Source organism: Mycobacterium sp. TY814 (assembly GCF_030755175.1).
Lineage (GTDB): Bacteria > Actinomycetota > Actinomycetes > Mycobacteriales > Mycobacteriaceae > Mycobacterium.
On the sequence record NZ_JAUFRY010000005.1, the window covers coordinates 263,292 to 285,220 of the forward strand.

Genomic DNA, 21,929 nt, shown 5'->3' on the forward strand with positions numbered 1-21,929 from the left:
ATGCTCCTGACGTCGGCCTTGACCAGCGAGGACATCATGGCACATCGGCCTTGGCGGGTGGTCTGGGTCACGGGTGTTTGCCGCTGGGGGCGTCAGGTGACGACGGTCTTCACCCTGCCCCGTGCTCGCCCTGCCACGTTGCGGGCAGCATGGGAACCCGCGGCCCGCTACCGAATTCGTCTTCGGCCAGGGTGGTCACGCCCGCAGCACCGACACCCCGGCCGGCCGCGGCGCCGGCGAACCCGGTCGCACCCGTTCCCGACGCGGTCACCTCGGGCTCGAGGTCCATGTATTCGTAGCCCCGGCCCAATTGGGCGACCTTCGCCCGCCGGCGGCGCGGCGCGCCCACCGGTTCCCTGGGAGCCGGCGCAGCGGTCGGCTCCTCCGCGCCGTCGGGTTCCGGCGCCTGCTTCCGGGCTCCGGATACGGCTGCTTTCCTGGCGACCGAACCGAGGTCACCGACCAGGTAGCCGAAATTCTCCATGCCGGCACCCAGGCCCAGACCCACACCGGTGCCGGTGAAGGTCGGGGGCGCCGCGGTCGGCGGCGGCGCGGTGGGTGCGGGGGCCGACCCGGTCACCTCTGCCGGCGCGGGCGCAGGTGACGAGGTGGATGCCGGAACGGACGGGGCGAGCGCGGCGAGCGGCGGCGTGACCGGCGGTGCCACCGGGGGCGCCGGCGGCGCGACAGCCAGGGCGGCCAGGCCCTTGATGCCGATCGGCGCCAGCACCGCGCCGGCGGCCAGTGGCACCAAGGGGGCGGTCAGCAACGGCACCACCACCGCGAGCAGCACGATGGTCTGCTCGAGGAGCGTCTTGAGCAGGGCGATGGTGTCGGTGATGACCGTTCCGATGATCTCCACGGTGACGAACAGGATGGTGAAGCCGATCGTCGTCGGGTTGCCCGAGGCGAACGCGGCGGTGAGGTCCAGGGCGACGAAGGAGAACATCTGCGACAGCAACAGCGCATAGGTGCCGAAATCCATCGGATAGCCGAGGGCGAACGCGACGTTGAACGGGCTGAAGTAGGTCAGCGGGTTGCCCAGGATCACCAGATAGGGATCGAAGCCCGAGAACAGCGCCTGGAAGAACGGCAGGTTGGACAGCGCGTCGATCAGCGGCTGAATGTAGTTGTCGTAGAAATCGATATACCCGATGTCGGTCAGCCACTGATAGAAGTCGTTCTGCCGGTCGGGAGGCAGATCGTCGGCGGCCGCCAATGCGCCGGTGGTGACGATCTCCGGCGCCACGGCCGTCTGTGGTGCGGTCTCCACCGCGGCCGCGGCCGCGCCTTGATAGGTGCTCATCACGGTGGCCGCCTGAATCCACATCCGCATATAGTCGGCCTCGTTGAGTGCGATCGGAATCGTATTGACGCCAAAGAAATTGGTGGCGACCAGCACCGCATGCGCGGCGTGATTGGCTGCAAGTTCCGCCAATGTGGGCATGGCGGCCACAGCGGTGGACCAAGCGATAGCCGCGGTCTCCTGCCGGGCAGCCATTGCCGCACTGTCCGTCCCGGCCTGCATCAGCCATGCCAGATACGGCAGGTGCGCGGCAACGTAGGCCTGCGCGGACGGACCGTCCCACTCGCCGGCCTGCACGGACGCCAGCACCGCAGCCAGGTCCTGGGCAGTCTCCAGGTACGAAGTGCTCAGCGAACTCCAGGCCGCGGCCCCGGCCAACAGCGGACCGGGCCCGGGACCGCTACTGAGTAGCGCCGAGTGCACTTCCGGCGGGGCTGCCATCCAGACTGGCGCGGTCATTGCGCACCCGCTCGATCATGAACCGAATACTCTGCGGGCGTTGGTAATTGACAAATAAGAAGCCGAAGACACATCGGACGGCGATCGCTCTCTCGGGGTACACCGCCCCGGGTCGCAGGACGCGATGACGCGAGTATCCTGGCTCTCGGATCGCCGCTCGCCTCGCCTTCCAGCTATTCGCCGTGGCGTATGAGGGTCGCTCCCCGATTACAGTGGCGGGACCGCGCCGGTTTCACACCGGCTTCCTGCATCGTCATTGCCTTACCGGTGCATTGTCGCATCTTGGCCGGTCTCAGCGGTAGCCGACAGCGGGGCCGGTAGCCTCGGTCCGGTGGCACACCTGCTCGGAGCCGAGGCGGTACACCTGGCATATCCGACCCAGGTGATCTTCGAATCGGTCACCCTCGGAGTCAACGACGGCGCCCGTATCGGCATCGTCGGCCGCAACGGCGACGGAAAATCCAGTCTGCTGCGGCTGCTCACCGGGGAACTCACGCCCGACTCCGGCCGGGTCACCCAGCGCAGCGGATTGCGGGTGAGCGCGCTGTCCCAGGCCGACACGCTCGATCCCGAGCACACCGTCGGCTGGGCGCTGGTCGGTGACCAGCCCGAACACCAGTGGGCCGGCAACAGCCGGGTGCGCGACGTGGTCGCCGGATTGGTGTCCGATATCGCCTGGGATGCAATGGTTTCCACGCTGAGCGGCGGTCAGCGCCGGCGCGTGCAGCTGGCCCAGCTGTTGATCGGCGACTGGGACGTGATCGCTCTGGACGAACCGACCAACCATCTCGACATCGAGGGCATCACCTGGCTGGCGGGTCACGTGAAGCAACGCTGGGCGCGCAACAGCGGCGGGCTGCTGGTGGTCACCCACGACCGCTGGTTCCTGGACGAAGTCGCCACCACGACATGGGAAGTGCACGACGGGATCGTCGAACCGTTCGAGGGTGGATACGCCGCATACGTGCTGCAGCGCGTCGAACGCGACCGGCAGGCCGCCGCCTCGGAAGCCAAGCGGCAGAACCTGATGCGCAAGGAGCTGGCCTGGTTGCGCCGCGGTGCCCCGGCCCGCACCTCCAAACCCAAGTTCCGCATCGAGGCCGCCAACCAGCTGATCGCCGACGTCCCGCCGCTGCGCAACACCGTGGAACTCGCCAAGCTCGCGACGGCCCGGCTGGGCAAGGACGTGATCGATCTGCTGGACGTCTCGGTCTCCTACAACGGACGACAGGTGCTGCGCGACGTCGAGTGGCGGATCGCCCCGGGCGAGCGGACCGGGATCGTCGGGGCCAACGGCGCCGGCAAGTCCACGCTGCTCGGTTTGCTGGCCGGAACCGTCGAACCCGACTCCGGCCGCGTCAAGCGCGGCAAGACGGTCCGGTTGGCGGTGCTGGACCAGCAGGGCGATGCGCTCACCGCCTTGGCCGGTGAGCGCATCGCCGAGGTCCTGGGCCGGCTGCAGAGCGGATACGAGGTCGAGGGCCGCGAGATGACCCCGGCGCAACTGCTGGAGCGGCTGGGTTTCAGCAGCGGACAGCTGTCGTCGCGGATCGGGGAATTGTCCGGTGGACAGCGGCGCCGCCTGCAACTGATGTTCACCCTGCTGGCCGAACCGAACGTGCTGCTGCTCGACGAGCCCACCAACGACGTCGACACCGACATGCTGACCGCCACCGAGGACCTGCTGGACTCCTGGGCCGGCACCCTGATCGTCGTCTCCCACGACCGCTACCTGCTCGAACGCGTCACCGATCAGCAGTACGCGATCGTCGACGGCCGGTTGCGACACCTACCCGGCGGCATCGACGAGTACCTGGCACTTGCGGCTCACTCGCCCGCGAAGCCGGCGCAACCGGCCGAGCCGTCACCGCAGCCGGCGATGTCCGGGGCGCAGCGTCGCGCCGCGGAGAAGGAACTGGCCTCAGTCGACCGACAGCTGGCCCGACTGGCCGCCCGGATCGAGGGCAAGCACACCGAACTCGCCGAGCACGATCAATCCGACCACGTCGGCATCACACGGCTGACGCGGGAATTGCGCGGCCTGGAGGACGACGTCGCCACACTGGAAGCCCAATGGCTGGAACTGTCCGAGGCGCTGGAGTGAAGCCGGTGGTGTCCTACCCGCCCGGTGAGGCGCTGCTGGCGGCCTACCGGCGCCGTGGCCCGGTACTCAACGCCGGGATCGGCCGGCGCGGCTTCGTCTATCTGCTGGGGCCCGAAGCGAACAAGTTCGTCTTCGCCAACGCCGACTCGTTCAGCTGGCGGGAGACGTTCGAGACCCTGGCGCCGGTGGACGGCCCGACTGCGCTGATCGTCAGCGACGGTGAAGACCACCGCCGCCGGCGCAGCGTGGTGGCGCCGGGATTGCGTCACCGCCAGGTCCAGGAATACGTACAGACCATGGCGCGCTCCGTCGACGTCATGATCGACGGATGGCGTCCCGGCCAGCGGTTGGACATCTACCAGGATTTCCGTTCGGCGGTGCGGCGCAGTACCGCGGAAAGCCTGTTCGGTTCCCGAATGGCCGCGCATTCGGATTTCCTCGGTACACAATTGCAGCCGCTGCTGGACCTCACTCATCAGCTACCGCAGGTGATGGCGCTGCAGCGGCGGTTCAACTCCCCCGGCTGGCGAAAGGCGATGGCGGCCCGCGCGCGCATCGACGCGTTGATGGACGCCGAGATCGCCGATGCCCGTGCCCGGCCCAGACCTGACGACCACCTGCTGACGACGCTGCTGCACGGACGGTCCGACGAGGGACAGACGTTGTCGGACAACGAGATCCGCGACCAGATCGTGTCGATGATCACCGCCGGCTTCGAAACCACCAGTGGCGCGCTCGCGTGGGCCGCCTATCTGCTGTTGACGGTGCCGGGGGCGTGGGATACCGCGGCCGCCGAGGTGAAACACGTGCTGGGCGGTGCGGCCCCGACCGCCGCGGATCTGCCCGCCCTGACGTACCTCAACGGCGTTGTGCACGAGACGCTTCGGCTGTACCCGCCGGGAGTGATCTCGGCGCGCCGGGTGATGCGGGAACTGCGATTCGACGGGCACCGGATCCCCGCGGGACGGATGCTCGTCTTCAGCGCATACGTCACCCACCGGATCGCCGAATTATGGCCGCAGCCAACGGAATTCCGTCCGCAACGATGGGACGCAACGGCCCCGGGCTACCGCAAGCCCGCTCCACACGAGTTCATTCCGTTCAGCGGCGGCTTGCACCGGTGCATCGGCTCGGTGATGGCTCTGACCGAGATGACGGTGATGCTGGCCCGGCTGCTGGCACGGACCACGCTGAGCCTGCCGGACCAACGCCGCATTCGGGCCGGCAACTTCGCCTCGCTCAGTCCCCAACCGGGTCTGACGGTGCAAGTCCTCGAGTCAGTGCCAGCGCAGTAGCACGAGCTCGGCGCAGAAACCCGGTCCCATCGCCAGCATCAGGCCGGGGCTACCGCTGGGCGGCCGCTTCTCGATGGTGTCGCGCAGGATGTGCAGCACCGACGACGAGGACAGGTTGCCGATCTCCCCGAGGGAACGCCAGGTCAGCTCGAGCGCCTCCGGCGGTAACTCGAGAGAGTTGGTGATCGCGTCGATCACCTTCGGGCCCCCAGGGTGACTGACCCAGGTGCCGATGTCCTGCCTGGTCAAATCGTGCAGAGCAAGGAAACCGTCGACATCGGCGGGCAGGTGCGCCTGGATGAGGTCGGTCAGGTCCGGCGACAGGCGCAGTTGCAGGCCATGCGAGCCCACATCCCAGCCCATGATGTCCAGCGATTCGGGGTACAGCCGGCTGCGGGAGTCGACGATGGCCGGGCCGGTGGCGTTGATCTGTTCGGCGCGACGGTCACCGACGGCCACGACCGCAGCGGCGCCGTCACCGAACAGCGCGGTCCCGATCAGGCCGGACACCGTGGGTTTGACCGCCGGGTAGGTCAGCGAACAGAGCTCGACGGAGATCAACACCGCGACGCCGTCGGGCGCCCCGCGCAGGTAGTCGTTCAGGCGAGCCACCCCGGCCGCCCCGGCCACGCAACCCAGCCCGAACAGCGGCATGCGGCGTACATCAGGCCGAAGACCGAGCCGCCCGGCGATCCGGGCGTCCAGCGAGGGCACCGCGACGCCGGTGACCGTGGTGGTGGCGATCAGGTCGATGTCCTGCGGCTGCAGACCGGCCTCATCCAGCGCGCCCATCAGCGCCTCGATGCCAAGGTCGACCGCCTTGTCGATGAAGATCTCGTTGGCGTCGCCGAAGTCGTTCAGCGCCGGGTAGCGCTCCAGCGGCAACACGAAGTGGCGGTTGTTCACCTTGGCGGACTTGTGCAGGCGCCGAACGATCTCTTCGTGTTCCTTCAACCCGGGAAACTCGACGAACAGATCGGTGATCTCACTCTGGCTGTATCGGTGTGGTGGCAACGCACCGAAGACCCCTGCGATGACGCTCATTGACCCTGCCTCATTCAGTTGCTCGCCGGATAGCCCACCCCGAAAAGACTTCTCAAAACCCGGAGTTTAGTGGCGATTTTGTGGCCTGGCAAAAACGGTGATATTCAACACCTGTCTTATTTGTGTGAGAAATATGTGCGGAGAGCACCCTTTGTCAGCCTTTATCATCTCCGGGCTCGAGGGTCATTGCGATTAGCGCATCAGGACTCAGCGAGTCGATTACATCCTCGCTGGACGTGTCTTCTGAACTGGGGTTTTCTGGCTTGCCCGCCAGCAGCAGCAGTTTGTCGAGTAAACCGGTACGCCGCAGCTCGCGGATTGGAATCGTGTTCAATAAGGACCAAATGCGGTGGTCCTCGGATTCGTCGCCGGCATCGTCTGACAGTTGTCGCGCGAGGTGCTCGGCCAGATCATGCGGAGTCGGATAGTCGAAAATCATGGTGCGCGATAGTGACAATCCCGCCAAAGTGCTGTCCGTTTTCAGCCGGTTGCGCAGTTCCACACCGCTCATCGAGGTGAAGCCCAGGTCTTGGAACGCCTGTCGGGGACCGATGTCGCCCGGCCCGGCATATCCGAGTACCGCGGCGGCATGCAAGCACACCAAGTCGACCAGCCGGCGATACCGCTCGCCGGAATCGAGCTCTCGCCACCGTTGCGAACGCGGTGCGCTGTCCGGCGTGTCCGCTTCGGCCTCAACCCAGAAGTGTCGCCGCGCGAATGCGTAGGTCGGCAGCTCGACGCGGCGGGCTTTGAGACCGCTGAACGTGGCCGCCCAGTCGATGTCCACTCCCCTGGTGAACAGCGCCCCCGCGGCGGTCAGCACCGTATCGGCCTCGGCAACACCGTCCGACAACGTCACGACCGAGACATCCTGATCACCCGTCAGACCGGCGCCCGGGCCGACTTCGATGAACACCCCGCCGCCCAGGGCGGTCGCGGTGCGCACCCCGTCGGCGAACCGCACCGGCTTGCGCACATGGTCCACCCAGTACCGGGCCGAACCGTATCCGGCGCCGGCGGCCTCACCAGTGATGTTGGATATCAACCCGATTCGCGGCTCCGAGAAACCGAGACCGGACAGTGCGGTCGAGAACTCTTCGAGCATGGGCTCCATCAGCGCCGAGTGGAACGCGTGCGACACGGCCAGCCGGTGTACCCGGCGGCCCTGTGCCGCCAACTGATCGGCCACCGCGCCCACCGCAGCTTCCGGCCCGGACAACACGACGGAATCCGGCGCGTTCACCGCGGCCAGACTGACCCGCTGCCCCAGCAACGGCTGCACGTCAGCTTCCCCGGCGGCTACCGCGACCATCACCCCGCCCGCCGGCAGCCCGGCCATCAGCCGGCCGCGAAGAGCGACCAGCCGCGCCGCATCCGCCAGTGACAACACCCCGGCCAGCTGCGCGGCCGCGATCTCACCCACCGAGTGGCCCAGCAGCAGCTCAGGGGTCACGCCCCAGGACCGCACGAGTGCGGCCAACGCCAGCTGTACCGCGAAAAGGCTCGGCTGAGCGAACTCGGTGCTGTGCGACAACGTCTGGTCGCGTCCCCACATCACTTGTCGCAGTGGCAATCTGAGATGCGGATCCAGCGCGGTGGCCACCTCGTCGAACGCCGCGGCGAATACCGGGAACCGGCGGTGCAGCTGCCGACCCATGCCCAGGTACTGCGAGCCCTGTCCTGGAAAGACGAACACCGTCTTTCCGGGACCGCCGGCCCGGCCCACCACCACGCCGGAACCCGGCGTGCCCGACGCCACAGCGTGCACGCCGGCGATCATCTGCGCCCGGTCGCAACCGACGATCACGGCCCGATGATCGAACACTGCGCGGGTGGTCGCCAACGACCAACCCACGTCGGCAATTGCACCGTCGGCCTGTCCGGCCAGCCGCGCCGCCTGACCGGCCAGCGCGTCTGCCGAGCGCCCGCTGAGCACCCACGGGACGGTGACCACGTCGGGCGACGCCTCGTCGACCGGCGCGGCGTCGAACCGCTCGGGCTCGGGAGCCTGTTCGACGATCACGTGAGCGTTGGTGCCGCCCATGCCGAACGATGAGACACCGGCGCGCCGCGGCGCCGCCCACGGTGTCAGGGCGGTGTTGACCCGCAAGCCCGCCGCAGCCAGGTCGATCGTCGGGTCGGCGAAGTTGAGACTGGCTGGAAGCGAACCGTTTTCGAGCGACAGCACCACTTTGATCAGGCCCGCAACCCCGGCTGCCGCACCGGTGTGCCCGATGTTGGTCTTGACGGAGCCGATGGCCACCTGGTGACGCCCACCGAACACGGATCCGAGTGCCCGGGCCTCTACCGGATCCCCGACCGCGGTCCCGGTCCCGTGGGCCTCCACATAGCCGACGTCGTCGCACTCCAGACGGGCGTCGGCCAGTGCGCGCCGGATGACGTCGGCCTGGGCGGCGGCCGAGGGCACCGTCAGACTGCTGCTCTCGTGGCCTGCGTTGCCGACGGCGCTGCCGGAAATGACGGCACGGACGCGGTTTCCGTCGCGCACGGCGTCGCCGAGCGGCTTGAGCAGGACCAGACCGGCACCGTCGCCGCGCACATATCCGTCACCGCGCCGGTCGAAGGCGTAGGTGTGCCCGGTCGGCGACAGCGCACCGAATTCCGTTTCCAGCAGCGCTGTTTCGGATGCCAGGTTGAGGTGCACGCCGCCGGCGACCGCCATCGCCGCCGTGCCTGCCCGCAGCGCGGCGCACGCCTCGTGGACCGCGACCAGAGACGACGACTGCCCGGAGTCGACGGTCATGCTGGGGCCGCGTAAACCGAACGCATACGAGACGCGGTTGGCAATCATCGCCCGGCTCAGACCGGCGAACGAATGGTGGTCGACCTGCCCCGCCAGGGTCAGCAGCGCGTAATCGTCGTTCATGGCGCCGAGGTAGACGGCGACCTGCTCACCACGCACGGTCTCCGGCACCAGGAATGCGTCTTCGAGCAGTTCCCAGGTCAATTCCATCGCCAGCCGTTGCCGCGGGTCCATGGCGCACGCCTCGCGCGGTGCGACATTGAAGAACTGGGCGTCGAAATCGCCTGCTCCGGTGAGGGGTTCGATCACCTCACGTCCGTCGCGCAGCAGCTGCCAGAATTCGCGCGGGCTCGCGGCCCCCGGAAAACGGCACGCCAACCCGATGATGGCAATGTCCGTCGGCTGCACGGCGACCCTCTCAGGGAGTGAAGTCGTCATCGAGGAGAGCGCGAAGCTCACTCTTGGCGGCCTCATCCTCAGCGGCCGGAGCGCTCAGTTGGGCGATGAGCGCCTGCAGCCTGGTGGTGACTTGGGTCTTCTCTTCGGGGCTCCAGTCGGGCCGGCGGACCAGGGTGTCGAGTTCACGGCTGACGTCCTCGAAGCGGGCCAGCAGGTTCTGCGGTTCGCCGGCCGGCGGCGCACCGGTGTCCAACTGATCGGCCAGGTATTGCGCCAGTGCGGCCGGCGTCGGGTAATCGAAGATCAAGGTGGGTGAAAGGGTAAGTCCGGTCGCGGTTTTCAGCCGATTACGGAGCTCCACGGCGGTCAGCGAGTCGAACCCCAGTTCCTGGAATGCCTTGTTGCCGTCGATGTCGACCGCGCTGCTATGACCCAGAACCGTTGCGGCACTTGAGGAGATCAGCTCGGTGAGAGCCTGGAGACGTTGCTCGGGGGCCAGGGTGTGCAGTCGCTCGACCATGCTGCCGGCCGCCGAGTTGGTGTCGGCGGCATCGATCACTCGTCGGCTCGGACGAGTCACCAGGTCATGCCAGAGCGGGGGCAGGTCGGCCTCGCTGGTCAGGGCGGTGGTGTCCAGGCGCGCAGCCACGGGCACCGGGTGATCGGCAAGCAGGGCGGCATCGAGCAGTCCCAGCGCCTGTTCGGTGGGCAGCGGCGACAATCCGACCTGCCTCATCCGCGCCAGGTCCCGTTCGCCGAGTTTGCCGGTCATCGCACTGGTCTCTTCCCAGAGTCCCCAGCCGATCGAGATCCCGGGCAGATTGTGTTCGCGACGATAACTCGCCAGCCCGTCCAGAAAGGCGTTGGCCGCGGCGTAGTTCCCCTGTCCCGGACTGCCGACGACGCCGGCGAGCGACGAAAACATCACGAACGCAGCCAGATTCGCGTCGCGGGTCAGCTCGTGCAGGTTCCAGGCACCGTCCACCTTGACCCGTAGCACCGCATCGAGGCGCTCTGGTGTCAACGAGGTGATGACCGTGTCGTCGATGACGCCGGCGGCGTGGAACACGCCCTTGAGGGGGAATCGTTCGGGTATCTGCTTCAGCATGGCGGCCACCGCGGCGCGGTCGGCGACATCGCACTCCGCGACCGCCACCTGCGCCCCGCCCTGCTCCAGCCCGGCCACCAACTCGGCCGCGCCCGCCGCCCGCGAACCGGACCTGCTGACCAGCACCACATGCGCCACCCCGTAGCGGTCGACGAGATGCTGCGCCACCGCGGCACCTGCCATTCCGGTGCCGCCGGTGATCACCACGGATCCGCCGGTCAACGGCGACTGTGCGCCGGCCGGCCCGTTCGGGACGGTCAGCACCACTTTGCCAATGTGCCTGGCCTGGCTGACGAACCGGTATGCCTGCTGGATGCGTCGCACATCGAAGACGGTGACCGGCAACGGTTTCACCGCACCGTCGCGCAGCAGCCCGAGGATTTCGGCGTACATCTGCGCCATCAGGTCGGGTCCGGCCTCGAACAGGTCGAACGCCTGATAACGCACTCCGCGGTGCTCCTCGGCGACAAGCAGCGGGTCGCGGACGTCGGTCTTGCCCATCTCGAGGAACCGCCCACCCGGGGCCGTCAGCCGTAACGAGGCATCGAGGAACTCGCCGGCCAGCGAGTTGAGCACGACGTCGACCCCTTCGCCGCCCGTGACCGCCCGGAACTTCTCCTCGAACTCCAGCGTCCGCGAATCGCCGATGTGATCGTCGTCCAAACCCATGGCCCGCAGGGTGTCCCACTTGCCCCGACTGGCTGTGGCGAAAACCTCGCATCCCCAGTGCCGCGCCAGTTGGATGGCGGCCATACCCACCCCACCGGCGCCGGCATGAACCAGCACCCGCTCGCCGGCCCGGAGACCACCCAGCACCGACAAGCCGTAGAGCGCCGTCAGGAACACCACGGGCACGCTGGCGGCGGTGGCCAGCGACCAACCCGCCGGCACCGCGGTCACTATCCGCTGATCCACGACCGCTTCGGAGGCTGCCGCGCCCAAATGACCCATCACCGCGTCGCCTACCGACAACCCGGTCACCCCGGGACCCACCTCGACGATCACCCCGGCACCTTCGACGCCAAGCTCCGCCACGCCCGGGTACATGCCCAGCGCCAGCATCACGTCGCGGAAGTTCACACCCACCGCCCCCACAGCCACCCTGACCTGACCGCGACCCAATTCCACCCGCTCACCGGGGCGAACGGTGAGTTCCTCCAGCGTTCCGCCGGCGCCGGCGCCCAACCGCCACAGACCCTCCGGGAGCGCGAGCACCGGCGACGCGGCGCGCACCAGGCGGGCGCCGTACACCACCCCGGAGCGCACCAACAGTTGCGGCTCCGCGTAGCGCAGCGCCTCCTGCACCGGCACCGAATCATCGGTATCGATCAGCACGAACCGCCCCGGGTTCTCGGCCTGGGCAGAGCGCACCAGACCCCACACCGCGGCGGCCGCCAAGTCCGACACGGCTCCGTTGGGCGGGGCGACACCTCCCCTGGTCAGGACCGCGAGCACCCCGGACGAACTGAGGTGCTCCTGCAGCACCCGCAACGCGCGGTGGGTCGCGCGCGATACTGCACCGGGCAGCTGCGCATCTGACTCCGGTTCCCACACCGACGCCACACTCGGCACATCGGAGCCGTTGTGCTGCAACGGCTTCCACGTTACGTCCAACAGGCCGCCAGCCGTTCTGGCTCCGGTCGGCACCGCCGCCGCCAGTGCTTGCCCGGAAACCGCGCGCACCACCAATTCCCGGACCGACAGCACCGGCAATCCGGCGGAGTCGGCGAGTTCCACCGACACCGAGCCGGCGCCGGTGGGCGCCAGCCGGACCCGCAGCCGTGACGAGCCTGTGGCGTGCAGGGTCACCCCTTGCCAGGAGAACGGCAGCGCCAGCTGCGCACGGTCCTCGACGAATCCCCATGCGTGCAGCGCCGCGTCCAGCACCGCGGGGTGAATCCCGAAGCGCCGCACGTTGACTCCCTCGGGTGCGACCACCTCGGCGTACACCTCACGTCCCCGTCGCCACACCGCCCGGACGCCCTGGAAGGCTCTACCGTAGCCGTAGCCCCGCGCGCCCAACTGGTCGTACACGCCCGACACGTCCACGGCCGAGGCGCCGACCGGCGGCCATGCCGACAGATCCGCTCCGTTCCGGATACCGCCGGGGCCCAGCACGCCTTCGGCGTGCAGAACCCACGAATCGCCGGACGCCGAATACACCCGTACCGCGTGGCGTCCGGAGTCGTCGGCGGCACCCACCACCACTTGCACGGGCACGACACCAGTTTCCGGCAGCGCCAGCGGTGCCACCAGCGTGAGCTCCTCGATGACCGGGGCACCGGCCTCGTCGCCGGCGCGCAACACCAGTTCGACGAAGCCGGCTCCCGGGAACAGCACCACGCCGCTGACGACGTGATCGGACAACCAGTTCTGGACCGCCGGCGACAGCGAGCCGCTCAACACCACACCGCCGACGTCCGGCCGTTCCACCACCACACCCAGGAGTGGGTGGCCACTGCCGGTCAGGCCGACCGTGGCCAGCTGCGTCGGTCCCACACCCAGCTCCGCCAGCCAGAAGTGTTGCCGGTTGAAGCCGTAGGTCGGCAGCGGCACCCGCTGAGCGCCGAGGCCGGAAAATGCCTCGCGCCATTGCACGCCGACGCCGGCGGTGAACAGCCGGCCGAGACCGAGCAGCAGCGTGTCGACTTCCGGACGATCCTTGGCTATCAGGGTGGCGGACACGGGTTCGCCCGCAAGCGACTGCTCGGCCAGCGCCATCAGTCCGCCGCTGGGACCGACCTCGAGAAAAACCTTGGCCCCCAACGATTCGGCCAGCTGGGCGCTGTCGGCGAACCGCACCGGCCGCCGCACGTGCTCGACCCAGTATTCGGCGGTTCCGTACCCCGGTCCGGCCAACTGACCGGTCACGTTGGACACCAGGCTGATCCGCGGTTCGGAGCAGGACACCCCGGCGAGGGCCGCCGCGAACTCGGCGAGGATCGGTTCCATCAGTGCGGAATGGAAAGCGTGCGAGACGGCCAGTCGGTGCACCCGCCGGCCCCGGGCCGACAGCGACGCCACCACGGCGTCCACCGCCGCCTGCTCACCCGAGATAACCACGGCGTGAGGTGCATTGACCGCGGCGATGCCCGCTCCGGGAATCAGCTCCGCGACTACCTCCTCCTCGCCGGCCGCCACCGCAACCATGACTCCGCCGGCCGGAAGACCCGCCATCAGCCGGGCGCGGGCCGCCACCAATCGCGCCGCGTCCTCCAGCGACAGCACCCCGGCGACGTGTGCGGCGGCGATCTCGCCGACCGAGTGGCCGAGCACGACATCCGGTACGACGCCGCAGGATTGCAGCAGCGCCGCCAACGCCACCTCGACGGCGAACAGGGCCGGCTGGGCGAACTCCGTACTCTCCAGCAGACCCGCGTCGTTGCCCCACACAACCTGCTGCAACGGAATTCGCAAATGACCGTTCAACGCGTCGCCGGCCGCGTCGAAGGCCTTGGCGAAAACCGGGAATCGCTCGTACAGTGCACGGCCCATGTTCAGGTATTGCGCGCCCTGCCCGGGGAAGACGAACACCGTCTGACCCACCGGGCGGGTGCGACCCACCGCCACCTCGCCAGTCGCCGCTCCGGCGGCAAGGCCGGCGAGAGCGTCCAGGAACTGCGCGCGTTCGCCTGCCACGACCACGGCACGGTGTTCGAACAGCGAGCGGGTGGTCACCAGTGACCAACCCACATCGAGCGGGCGTACCCCGGCATCGGAGCGCAGCTGCGCCAGCAGGCGCCGGGCCTGGTTGGCCAGGGCAGCCGGCGAACGGGCCGACAGCACCCACGGGACGGTACCGGAGAACGGTTCGGGCTCAACGGATTCCGGTGCGGGGGCCTGCTCCAGGATCACGTGCGCGTTGGTGCCGCTGATCCCGAACGACGACACGCCCGCTCGGCGCGGCCGGCCGGGCTCCGGCCACGGGCGCGCCTCGGTCAACACGGACACAGCACCGGCTGACCAATCCACGTGCGGCGTCGGCGCGTCCACGTTCAACGTTTTCGGCATCACGCCGTGCTGCATCGCCAACACCATCTTGATCACGCCGGCCACGCCCGCCGCGGCCGAGGAGTGGCCCAGGTTCGACTTGATCGATCCCAGCCACAATGGCTCGTCGCGGTTCTGGCCGTAGGTCGCCAAGATCGCCTGGGCCTCGATCGGATCACCCAGCGTGGTGCCGGTCCCGTGTCCTTCGACGACGTCCACGTCGGCCACGCCGAGGTGTGCGCTGGCCAGCGCCGCCCGGATAACCCGTTGCTGCGACGGGCCGTTGGGCGCGGTCAGCCCGTTGGACGCGCCATCCTGATTCACCGCCGAACCCCGCACCACCGCCAGCACCTGATGCCCCAGCCGCTGCGCATCGGCCAGCCGCTCAACCACCAGGACACCGGCGCCTTCGGCCCATGACGTACCGTCCGCCGCAGCCGCATACGCCTTGCATCGACCGTCGGCGGCCAGAGCGCGCTGCCGGCTGAATTCCACGAAACCGCCGGGCGTGGCCATCACCGTCACCCCGCCGACCAGTGCCAGGTCGCACTCGCCGGAACGTAACGACTGGGCGGCCAGGTGCAGTGCCACCAGTGACGACGAGCACGCCGTATCCACCGACACTGCCGGGCCCTCGAGACCCAGCACGTAGGCCACCCGTCCCGAGGCCACACTCAACGTGGAACCGGTGAGGCCGTAACCCTCCAGTTCGCCCTTGACTTCGCCCCCGTAACCGGCGTGGATCACACCCGCGAACACCCCGGTGGCAGTGCCCCGCAACGTGGTCGGGTCGATTCCCGCGCGCTCCAGCGCTTCCCACGACACCTCGAGCAGCACCCGCTGCTGCGGGTCCATCGCGAGAGCTTCGTTCGGACCGATGCCGAAGAATCCGGCGTCGAAATCGCCGGCGTCGGCCAGAAAGCTGCCCCGCCGCGTGTAACTTTTGCCGAGCGCATCCGGGTCTGGATCGTACATGCCGTCGACATCCCAGCCGCGATCCGCCGGAAAGTCCGAGACCCCGTCACGCCCGTCGATCAGCAACTGCCACAGCGCCTCTGGCGAATCCGCACCGCCGGGATAGCGACATCCCATGCCCACAATCGCCACCGGCTCGGACAGCCTGCCCTCCAACTCAGACAGGCGGCGCCGGGTGCGGCGCAGATCCGCGGTGAGGCGCTTCAGGTAGTCAACCTGCTTGGTGGCGTCCACTGGTTATTCCTCGGATTCTCAGGATTCGAGTTCTTCGTCGAGAATGGCGAAGAGTTCGTTTTCGCTGGCGGCGGCCAGGTCGTCGTCGAGGGACAGGTCGGCCAGGATCTCGTGCAATCGATGTGACAGACGTGCTTTGTCTTCGTCCTCCCAATCACTGTTTCGGACAATGTCGTCGAGTTCGCGGGTGATGCGGTCGATGCGCGCCGCCGGGTCGGCCTGTCTCGCGGGGGCGGACAGGCGCGTATCGAGGTGCTCGGCCAGCGCGCCCGGATTGGGGTAGTCAAAGATCAGGGTAGGCGAAAGCGCAAGCCCGGTAACGGTTTTCAGGCGGTTTCGCAGCTCTACGGCGGTCAGCGAGTCGAAACCCAGTTCCTGGAAGGCGCGCTGGGCGCTGATGTCGGCGGCGCCGGAACGTCCCAGCACGGTCGCCGCGTTGCTGCGCACCAGATCGACCAGCTCACGATGGCGTTGTTCGGCGGTAAGCCCGGCCAGCCGGTGAGCCAGGCCGGTCGTCGAGACGTCCGTCGTCTCGACAACCCGCCGGACGGGGCGGTGGACCAACTCACCGAGCAGAGTGGGTGCCTCCTCGCCCAATGCGGCGGTGTCCAGTCGGGTGGCCACCACGACGGGCGAATCCGTCACCAGTGCGTCGTCGAACAGTGCCAGCGCCTGTTCGGTGGACAACGTCGCCAAACCGATTCGGCTCATCCGGGCCTTGTCGCGGTCGCCGAGATGCCGCGTCATCGCACTGGCTTGTTCCCACAGTCCCCACGCCACCGACGTCGCCGGCAATCCCTGCGCGCGACGGTGGACGGCCAGCCCGTCCAGAAAGCTGTTGGCCGCCGCATAGTTTCCCTGCCCGGCGGTGCCCAGAATGCCGGCCATGGACGAGAACATCACGAAGGCAGCCAGATCGAGGTCCCGGGTCAGCTCGTGCAGATGCCAGGCCCCGTCGACCTTGGCCCGCAACACCGTGTCCAGCCGCTCGGGGGTCAGCGACCCGATCAGCCCGTCGTCGAGAACGCCGGCGGCGTGGATGACCGCCTTGAGCGGGAACTGCGCCGGGATCTGCGCCAGCAGCCCGGCTAGGGCATCGCGGTCGGCGACATCCGCGGCCACCACCGACACCTGGGTGCCGGCCTCGCGCAACTCCCGGGCCAACTCCGAAACATCCTGCGCCGCAGCACCGGACCTGCTCACCAGGATGATGCTGGGCACCCGGTGCCGGGAAACGAGGTGGCGGGCCAGTGCGGCACCGGCCATCCCGGTGCCGCCGGTGATCAGCACCGTGCCGCCGGAGAGCGGCTCGACGGTCAGCACCACCTTGCCGATGTGCCTGGCCTGGCTGACGAACCGGTACGCGTGGCGAGCCTGCCGCACGTCGAATGTCCTGACCGGCAAGGGTGACAGCACGCCCGCGTCGAACAGCGCCATCAGATCGGCCAGCATCTGCGCCGTCAGGTCCGGGCCCGCCTCGATCAGATCGAATGCCCGGTAGCGCGCCCCGAGTTCGGCGATCTGCTGCGGATCGCGGACATCGGTCTTGCCCATTTCGATGAAACGCCCGCCCGGGCCCAGCAGCCGCAGCGAGGCGTCGATGAACTCCCCGGCCAGCGAGTTGAGCACCAGATCGACTCCGGCACCGCCGGTGGCCGCACGAAACTTCGCCTCGAAGTCCAGCGTCCGCGAGTCACCGATATGGTCATCGTCAAATCCCATGGCGCGCAGCGTGTCCCATTTCCCGCGGCTGGCGGTGGCGAAAACCTCGAGGCCCCAGTGCCGGGCCAACTGCACGGCGGCCATGCCGACGCCGCCGGTGGCCGCATGCACCAGCACCCGCTCGCCGGGCTTGGCGTCGCCGAGCACCGATAGTCCGTACAGCGCGGTCAGAAACACCACCGGTACCGCCGCAGCCTGCGGCATCGACCAGCCGGCCGGAACGGCGGTCACCAACCGACGATCCACCACGGCTTCGGGTCCCACCAGACCCAACAGGCCGAGCACCGAATCGCCCACGGTGACATCGCGAATACCGGAACCCACTTCGACCACCACGCCGGCACCTTCGACACCCAGCTCGCCGCCGCCGGGATACATGCCCAGCGCCACCAGGACGTCGCGGAAATTCACCCCCACCGCCGCCACCGCGACGCGCAGCTGCCCGGGGCCGAGCTCCGCCCGTTCGCAGGGGCCCACCCGGACGTCGTCGAGTGTGCCGCCGCCGCCGGTCACCAGCCGCCACGGCGTCGCGGGCAACTCGAGCGTCGACGCGCCAGACGGCTTGAGCCGTGCTTTGTACGCGGCGCCGTCGCGCACCATCAATTGCGTTTCGCCGCAACCGATCAGCTCGCGGGCATCCAGCGTCCCGTCGGAATCCAGTAGCATTACCCGCCCGGGGTGCTCCGCCTGCGCGGAGCGCACCAGGCCCCATACCGCCGCGCCGGCCAAGTCCCGGACGTTCTTACCGGACATGCCGACAGCACCGTGCGTTCGCACCACCAGGGTCCCGCTGTCCTCCCCTGCAAACCAGGATTGCAACCGGTCCAGCGCCGCGTGGGTCGCCGAATACACCGACGCCGGGTGGTCATCGGCAAACGGCAACTCCCACACCGTCATCGGCGTGCCGGCCGCCGGGGCCGTGGTGACCGGCATCCACTCGATCTCGAACAACCCCGCATTGCCGCGTCGTGGCGTCGCGAGCGCCTGGGTGGTCAGCGGGCGGAAAGTCAGCTCCCGCACGGTCAGTACGGGCACACCCCACGGGTCGGCGAGTTCCAGAGCCACCGCATCGCCGCTTACCTGGCTCAGCCGCACCCGCAACCGGGTCGCGCCGGCGGCATGCAGCGCCACCCCCTGCCAGGAGAAGGGCAGAACCGTGGCGTCCTGCCCACCCGCCACTCCCCATGCCTGTAGCGCCGCGTCCAGCAGTGCCGGGTGGATGCCGAAGCCGGTGGTGGTCAATCCGTCGGGAAGCCCGACCTCGGCGTACACCTGGCCATCCGACGTCCACAACGCATGCAGACCGCGGAAAGCGGGGCCGTACTGGTAGCCGCGGGCAGCCAGTCGTTGATAGGCGTCGGTGAGGTCGACCGCCGCCGCCCCGGCCGGCGGCCACACCGACAGATCCGCCTGCGGGGTTGGCGCGTCCGCCCCCAGGGTGCCCGAGGCGTGCAGTGTCCATTCCGATCCCAAACCGCGGGAATACACGGAGATCTCGCGCGCACCCGCCTCATCGGCCGCGCCCACCACGACCTGCACCCGCGTCGCGGCATCGTCGGTCAACGGCAGCGGCGCCGCAAGGGTCAACTCCCGCACCTCCGGGCTGCCGACCTCCTCGCCCGCCCGCAGGGCCAGCTCCACGAACCCGGCGCCGGGGAACAGCACCGTGCCGGTCACGGCGTGGTCGCCCAACCAGCGCTGGGCCGACAGCGACAACCGGCCCGTCAGCACCAATCCACCGGAGTCGGGGCGTTCGACGACCGCACCGAGCAGCTCGTGCGCGGCGCCCACCAACCCGGCGCGGCGGACATCCTGATCCCCCGACTCGGTCAGCCAGAACCGCCGCCGCGCGAATCCGTAGGTGGGCAACGGCACCCGGCCCGCTCCCTCGAAGACCGGCGACCAGTCAACGGCCACACCGGCCACCTGGGACTGGGCCGCCGACAACCAGAACCGCTGCAGCCCTCCGTCGTTGCGGCCCAGCGACGGAACGGTCACCGCCTCATCGGCGCCGAGCGTCTCCTCGATGCCCGCGATCAGCACCGGGTGCGGGCTCGACTCGATGAAGACCTGGCAGCCGGCGTCGGAGGCGGCACGTACGGCACGCTCGAACTGGACTGTCTGCCTGATGCTCTGGTACCAGTAGTCGGCGCCCAGCCCGACGGTGTCCAGCAGCGCGCCGGTGAGCGTCGAGTAGAACGCCACCGGTGTCGAACGCGGCACAATGTCCTGCAGAGCAGCGGTGAGGTCGTCCCGGATGGCATCGACTTGGCCGGAATGCGACGCGTAATCCACATCGATGCGGCGTGCCCGGATGTTCTCCGCGTCGCACCGGCTTATCAGTTCGGTGACGGCGTCCACCTCGCCGGACACCACGATCGACGAAACCCCGTTGATCGCAGCAATATTCAGCCGGCCGCTGAACGATGTCAGCAACTGCTCGGCACGGCTGAGATCCACGGCCAGCGACACCATCCCGCCGGCACCGGAGACCTGCACCAGCAGACGACTGCGCAGCGCCACCACCTTGGCGCCATCCTCCAGCGACAGCGCACCGGCCACACAGGCGGCCGCGATCTCCCCCTGCGAATGCCCGACGACGGCGTCCGGTGTGACACCGAGGGACCGCCACAACTCGGCCAGCGACACCATGATCGCCCACAGTGCCGGTTGCACCACATCGACCCGGTCCAGGCCCGGCGCGCCCGGCACCGACCGGATCACATCGATCAACGACCAGTCCACATATTCCCGCAGCGCCTTTTCACACCGCTGCAGGTGATCGGCGAACACCGCTGAGCTGTCCAGCAATTCGACGCCCATACCGACCCATTGCGAGCCCTGACCGGGAAACACGAACGCCGTCCTGCCCAGTGGCCGGGCCCGGCCGACCACCACCCCGCTCGCCGGTTCACCGGCGGCCAGGTGGGTGAGCCCATCGACGAACTCAGCGGGATCGGCGCCCACCACCACGGCCCGGTGGTCGAACAGCGATCGGGTGCTGAGCAGTGACCACCCGATATCCAGCGGCCGGGCCTGCGTCGCGTGCGCCGCCAAACGGTGAGCCTGATTGGCAAGTGCCTCAGCAGAACGCGCCGACACCACCCAGGGCACCACGCGGTGATCCGGCTGCGGGCTTTCGGCATCGACGGCCGGGGCCTGTTCCAGGATCACGTGCGCATTGGTCCCGCTGATACCGAACGAGGACACCGCCGCCCGGCGCGGCCGGTGATGCGGCGGCCACGGCCGCTGTTCGGTCAACAGCGACACCGCACCCGCCGACCAATCCACGTGCGGCGTAGGCACGTCGACATGCAAGGTCTTGGGCAGCACCGCGTGCTGCATGGCCAGCGTCATTTTCATGACACCCGCGACGCCCGCCGCGGCCGAGGTGTGGCCCATGTTCGACTTGATCGAGCCCAACCACAGCGGCTCGTCGCGATCCTGGCCGTAGGTCGCCAGAATCGCTTGCGCCTCAATGGGATCGCCGAGCGTGGTGCCCGTTCCGTGGCCTTCGACGACATCCACGTCGGCCGCTGTCAGACGGGCACTGGCCAGGGCGGCACGTATGACCCGCTGCTGGGAGGGACCGTTCGGCGTGGCCAGGCCGTTGGAGGCGCCGTCCTGATTGACCGCCGATCCCCGCACCACGGCCAGCACCGGGTGACCCAACCGCTGCGCGTCGGCCAACCGCTCCACCACGAGGGCGCCGGCACCCTCGGCGAAGGCGGTCCCGTCGGCGGCACCGGCATAAGCCTTGCAGCGCCCGTCGACCGAAAGTGCGCGCTGCCGGCTGAATTCGATGAACATGGCCGGGGTGGCCATCACCGTCACCCCGCCGACCAGCGCCAGATCACACTCCCCCGACCGCAGCGACTGCACGGCCAAATGCAGCGCCACCAACGATGACGAACACGCCGTATCCACCGACACCGCCGGACCTTCCAGACCCAGCACGTACGCGACCCGACCGGAAGCCACACTGAGCGTCGAACCCCGCAGGCCGTAGCGCTCCAGCTCACCGGGCACCCGGCCCTGCCCGCCATAGGAACCGTGGAACACTCCGGCGAACACGCCGGTCGGTGAACCACGCAGCGTCATCGGATCAATTCCGCTGCGCTCCAACGCTTCCCAGGACACCTCCAGCAACAGGCGTTGCTGGGGATCCATCGCCAGCACCTCGCTTGGCGCGATCCCGAAGAACTGCGCGTCGAAGCCCGCGACGTCGGCCAGGAACCCGCCGGAGCGGGTGTAGGACTTGCCGGGCGCGTCCGGATCGGCGTCGAACAATCCGGCCAGGTCCCAGCCCCGGTCCGTCGGGAAGTCGGTGACGACGTCGCGTCCGGCTGCCACCATCTCCCACAGGGCCTCCGGTGTATCCACGCCCCCGGGATATCGGCAAGCCATGCCCACCAACGCAATCGGTTCGGTGGCCCGGGCCAGGTAGTCGCGGTTCTCGCGCTTGAGCCGCTCGTTTTCCTTCAGTGATCTCCGCAGGGCCGCAACGAGCTCGTCTTGAGTGCTCACGG

Annotated in this window: 7 protein-coding genes and 1 riboswitch; of the genes, 2 read left to right on the plus strand and 5 right to left on the minus strand. The window is 68.7% G+C overall.

Features of this window, described 5'->3' with window-relative positions; translation table 11 throughout:
- Positions 1 to 109: 109 nt before the first annotated feature.
- The gene (locus QXH22_RS29185; protein WP_306277729.1) at positions 110 to 1,765 is read right to left on the minus strand and encodes a PPE domain-containing protein; all 1,656 of its coding nucleotides are present in this window, start codon (positions 1,763 to 1,765) and stop codon (positions 110 to 112) included.
- A 110-nt stretch (positions 1,766 to 1,875) separates the two neighbouring features.
- Positions 1,876 to 2,063: riboswitch (cobalamin riboswitch) on the minus strand.
- A gap of 33 nt (positions 2,064 to 2,096) precedes the next feature.
- On the opposite strand from QXH22_RS29185, the gene QXH22_RS29190 reads away from it, so the two are divergent.
- A complete protein-coding gene (locus QXH22_RS29190) occupies positions 2,097 to 3,869 on the plus strand; it encodes an ABC-F family ATP-binding cassette domain-containing protein (protein ID WP_306277730.1) in 1,773 nt (590 codons plus the stop codon).
- An 8-nt stretch (positions 3,870 to 3,877) separates the two neighbouring features.
- Positions 3,878 to 5,164 (plus strand): cytochrome P450, encoded by a 1,287-nt coding sequence (locus QXH22_RS29195; protein WP_306277751.1) that lies wholly within the window; start codon positions 3,878 to 3,880, stop codon positions 5,162 to 5,164.
- Here the strand turns inward: QXH22_RS29195 and QXH22_RS29200 are convergent.
- From QXH22_RS29200 to QXH22_RS29215, 4 genes are all read right to left on the minus strand, one after another.
- On the minus strand, positions 5,147 to 6,208 hold the full coding sequence (locus tag QXH22_RS29200) for a type III polyketide synthase (protein ID WP_306277731.1): 1,062 nt from the start codon (positions 6,206 to 6,208) through the stop codon (positions 5,147 to 5,149). The genes QXH22_RS29195 and QXH22_RS29200 overlap by 18 nt on opposite strands.
- 154 nt (positions 6,209 to 6,362) lie before the next feature.
- On the minus strand, positions 6,363 to 9,380 hold the full coding sequence (locus QXH22_RS29205) for a type I polyketide synthase (RefSeq protein WP_306277752.1): 3,018 nt from the start codon (positions 9,378 to 9,380) through the stop codon (positions 6,363 to 6,365).
- Between the two features lie 10 nt (positions 9,381 to 9,390).
- The gene (locus QXH22_RS29210; protein ID WP_306277732.1) at positions 9,391 to 15,678 is read right to left on the minus strand and encodes a type I polyketide synthase; all 6,288 of its coding nucleotides are present in this window, start codon (positions 15,676 to 15,678) and stop codon (positions 9,391 to 9,393) included.
- An 18-nt stretch (positions 15,679 to 15,696) separates the two neighbouring features.
- Positions 15,697 to 21,927 carry a type I polyketide synthase gene (locus tag QXH22_RS29215; RefSeq protein ID WP_306277733.1) on the minus strand — a complete coding sequence of 2,077 codons (6,231 nt, stop codon included), beginning with the start codon at positions 21,925 to 21,927 and terminating at the stop codon, positions 15,697 to 15,699.
- Between the last annotated feature and the right edge of the window lie 2 nt (positions 21,928 to 21,929).